This window comes from Archangium sp., from assembly GCF_036389735.1.
Lineage (GTDB): Bacteria > Myxococcota > Myxococcia > Myxococcales > Myxococcaceae > Archangium.
Window position 1 is genome coordinate 1 of sequence record NZ_DASVWK010000628.1, and the last position, 4169, is coordinate 4169.

General features: G+C 70.7%; 3 protein-coding genes. All 3 read right to left on the minus strand.

The features are described from left to right. Positions 1-91 precede the first annotated feature (91 nt). The gene (locus tag VF794_RS22025; protein WP_331113496.1) at positions 92-1192 is read right to left on the minus strand and encodes a phytoene/squalene synthase family protein; all 1101 of its coding nucleotides are present in this window, start codon (positions 1190-1192) and stop codon (positions 92-94) included. A 261-nt stretch (positions 1193-1453) separates the two neighbouring features. After that, positions 1454-1768 carry a hypothetical protein gene (locus VF794_RS22030; protein ID WP_331113498.1) on the minus strand — a complete coding sequence of 105 codons (315 nt, stop codon included), beginning with the start codon at positions 1766-1768 and terminating at the stop codon, positions 1454-1456. Positions 1769-1895: 127 nt separating this feature from the next. Next, the coding region (locus VF794_RS22035; RefSeq protein WP_331113500.1) for a DUF5915 domain-containing protein at positions 1896-4169 on the minus strand (2274 nt) is incomplete at its 5' end.

Sequence of the window (4169 nt, forward strand, 5' to 3'; positions counted from 1 at the left end):
GAAAGCGCTCCGTCCCCAACTTCTCCACAAGCCCGCCGTCCGCTCTCCCGCGGTGCCAGCACGAGAGCATCCCCGCCTCTGGTCGCTTCGGCTACGGGGACTCGTCGAGCCTCCCGACGTGGACCGAGGCAAGCGCTCCGCCCTGTCCTGGACTCAGGGGCAGGGACGCGGTCATCGCCGTGAACATCCCCTTCAGCGCCCAGTCCTGCGCCACCAGCAGCTTCGTCGAGCCCATCACCCACTTCACCGTCCGCCGCGACACCTTCACCGGCCTCGGCTCCAGCACCGCCTCGTTCCCGTACAGCTTGCGCAGCGTCATCACCGCCAGGAACAGCGGCCACAGGCAGAAGAGCCGGATGCCGTGCTCCTCTCGCGGCAGGGCCATCACATAGTCGAAGGCCTTGCGCACCTCCCCGTGCGCCACCGCCACCAGCCGCCCGTGCGCCTTCATCGCCTCGTCCCGGCGGCCCGGCTCCAGCAGCGTCTCCGGCGTCAGCCCGTACTCCGACAGCAGCGTCCTCGGCAGCCAGCAGCTTCCGCGCTCATGGTCCTCGCGCACGTCCTTGAGGATGTTCACCAGTTGCAGCGCGTTGCCGAACGCCACCGAGCGGGGCTCCAGCCGCTCCTCCCGCTTCGCCACCGCCGGCGAGTACCACGCGAACAGCCTCGTCAGCATCTCCCCCACCGTCCCCGCCACGTAGTAGCAGTACTCCAGCGTCTCCTCGAGGCTCGCCAGCCCCAGGCCGCCTCCCATCGCGCGGCCCTTGTCCCCCATCCGCCCCATCCCCTCCGCCATCGTCGCCACGCACCCCGCCACGTGCTCGCGCACCGGCACCGCGTGCTCCGCCAGCGCCTCCAGCACCCGGGGCATTCCCTCCACCAGCCGGGACTCCGACACGGGCGTCTCCGCCCTCAGCACCCGCCCCGCCTCCTGGGTGAAGCGCCTCGCGTCCGCCTCCCACCCCGCGGGCAGCGTGCTCAGCCTCGCCAGCTCCGCCAGCAGCACCGGGCACGCCGGGCCGCGGACCTCATCCTCCAACGTGTCGGCGATCCGGCACAGCAGGTAGGCCACCATCACCGCCGTGTCCAACGGCCGGGGCAGCACCGGGATGTTCAGCGCGAAGGTGCGCGACACCGCGGGCAGCACCTCGCGGCAGAAGGAGACGGCGGGAGTCTCACTCAGCATCTGCATGGTCAACGCGCGGCGTCCCGTGCAAGGTAGTCCCTGGAAAAGAGGACGTGAGACGTACTATGACGGGCCGTGCGGTACGGCCGGGGGCCGCGGGGCGGTGTCCTCTCCAAGGGAGGCTCCACCACCCGCGACCCTCGGCTCTTTTCGCCCGAGGGTCCGTGCTCCCAGGCTGACCACCCACCATCTCTGTCTCCGCTTCTCGTCACAGGAGCGCGGCATTCAACCCCAGCCCGTCCCCGGGTGCACGAATCCTTCGCGCCCCTATGACCTTGGGGCTTCTGATTGCCCCGCTTCCGGCTTCTGCTCGGGGGGCGGGCACATCATGGACTCCTGCTCCACGGGCGCCTGCTCGCCGGTGCCGGCCGTGCCGGAGCCTCCCGTCCCCTGCTGCTCGTCCGTCTGGGGCACGTCATCCGTCTGCGGCGTCCGGCGGAAGGAGTCCATGTTGTCCGGGACATCCTCCGGAAGCCCGGCCGCCTCGGCCTCCTCCCCGCGCTCTCCGCCCTGTACCTCCTGCGCGCCCGCCGGGCCCATCAGCCCGAATACGGCGAGCCATGCCAACACCCTTCGTGCCATGGAAGCCTCCGTCTCCGCGTTGCCCTCACCAGGGAGATGGGGTGCCTGGCGCTGTCCGGCCCGGTGTCTCCGCCGCAGGGGAGGCAGGCTCGCTCGTCCCCCCGGATACCCAGGGGGGCGGGGAGCGTCAGGCGCGCTCCACGCGCAGGCGGGCGGGCAGGCCGTTGAGGTTGAGCTCCTCCTCCTGGCCGGTGAGTCCCTCGGGGCCCACGCGCAGCTCCGCGGCGAGCGTCTCGCGGGAGATGACCTCCCGGGCCTCCTCCATCACCTTGCGCACCCGCGCATCGCCGTCCACCCACAGGCGGATCCGATCCGAGTAGCCCAGCGCCAGGTCCTTGCGCGCCGCCTGCACCCGGGCGAGCAGCTCTCGCACCAGGCCCTCGTCCACGAGCGCGTCGGTCAGCTCGGTGTGGAGCACCACCACGCCCACGCCCCCACCGGCGGCGGCATAGCCGGGGTTGGCCTCCACCAGCACCTCCAGCTCCTCGGCGGGGAAGAGCATGGACTCCCCGTCCACGGTGAGCACCACCTTGCCCTCGCGTGACAGCTCGCGCTGGAGGCTCCGGCTGTCGGCCGCGTCGAAGGCCTTGCGCACCGGGGCCAGCTTGGGCCCGAGCCGGCTGCCCATGGCGCGCAGGTTGGGCCGCACCTTGTAGCGCACCACGTCCGCCTCCTGGCCCGCCTCGAGGAAGCGCACCTCGTGGACGTTCAGCTCGTCGGCGACGAGGTCGCGGTATACGGCCACGCGCTCCTGGAGCTCGCGGCGCGAGAGCATCACGTCCGCGTGGGACAGCGGCTGGCGCACCTTGAGCTTGTTGTCCGTGCGCACCTTGAGGCCCAGGGACACCAGCTCCCGCACCGCGCCCATCTCCGTGGACAGCCCCTCGTCGATCAGGCGCTCATCCGCCTCGGGGAAGCGCCCCAGGTGGACGCTCTCCGGCTGGGACGTGGGCCAGGGCCGGCGCACCAGGTTGCTCCACAGCTCGTCGGCGAAGAAGGGGATGAAGGGCGCGGACAGCGCGGCGATCGTCGTGAGCGCCTCGTACAGGGTGAAGTACGCGTCGAGCTTGTCCTGCCCGAGGCCCGGTCCCCAGAAGCGCTCGCGGCTGCGGCGCAGGTACCAGTTGGAGAGCGCGTCCACCAGCGCCACCAGCCGCTGCGCGGCCTCGTAGACCTGATAGGCGTCCAGCGCCTGGGTGACATCGCGCAGGGCGAGCTGCACCTCGGAGAGGATCCACCTGTCGAGCACGGTGCGCTGGGCGGGCTCGCGCCAGCCGGTGCTCTCGCGGATGGCGAGCCAGGGCACCTCGGTGGAGTCCGGGTTGCCGCGGGCCGGCGAGAAGCCGTCGATGTTCGCGTAGATGGTGAAGAACGAATAGACGTTGCGCAGCTTGACCTGGAAGTCCTTCTGCAGGAGCCGCACGTTGCTGAGCGAGTGGCGCGTGTTGGACCAGGTGGGGCTCGCCGCGAAGAAGAACCAGCGGAAGGCGTCCGCGCCCGGAGCCCGGGTGCCGGGGTCCTTGAGCACCACGCGCTCGGCGGGGGCCAGCCGGGGCACCTCCACCGGCATCACGTCCGCGCCTCGCGCCGAGGGCGCTACTCCCAGGGCTTCCAGCTCGCGCTTGCCCAGCAGCAACACGCGCCGCTTGAGCTTCTTGTGGGCCTTCACCGTGAGGGTGACGGCCTTGTCCGGCGCATCGGGGCGGAACACCTGCACCTTCGCGCCCTCCTGGAGATCCAGCCCCTCGAGGTCCTCGCGGGCGATGAGCGCCTCGCCGGCCACGCCCGGGACGCCCGCCGCCTTGTCATCGAGCACGGCGAAGTCCATGCGGACCTCATCGAGGATGATCTCCGGCGGGGTGTAGTTGCCCTTGGACTTGGACTCCTTCTTGCCCTCCTTGTCCGAGACGTGGCCGAGCACGATGCAGCTCTTGTACGGCAGGGGCCAGCCGTGCGTCTTCTCGTCGAAGACGAGCGTGCTGATCATCAGCAGCGAGTAGAACCAGCCGCGCGTCTGATCGATGGCCTCGGAGATGAAGTCGGCGGGGAAGGCCTGGGTGAACTTCTCGCGCGAGCCCGGGGCGTGGGGGAAGCCCCACTGCGCAAACGGCATGCAGCCGGAGTCGAACCACACGTCGATGACTTCAGGCACGCGGTTGAAGCGGCCGGGGGTGCCAGGCTTCTCGTAGGTGACTTTGTCGATCCACGGCTTGTGGACGATGAGGTGCTCGGCGGTGGTGGCGCCGGGCTTCTGGGCGAGGAAGGCCTTGAGCTCGGCCTCGACGGCGGCGAGGTTGCTGCCGGGCTTCTCGCGCAGGGCCTGGAGCGAGGGAATGGCCTCCACCTCGCCCGTCTCCGAGTGCACCCACAGCGGCAGGGGCGTGCCCCAGTAGCGCTCGCG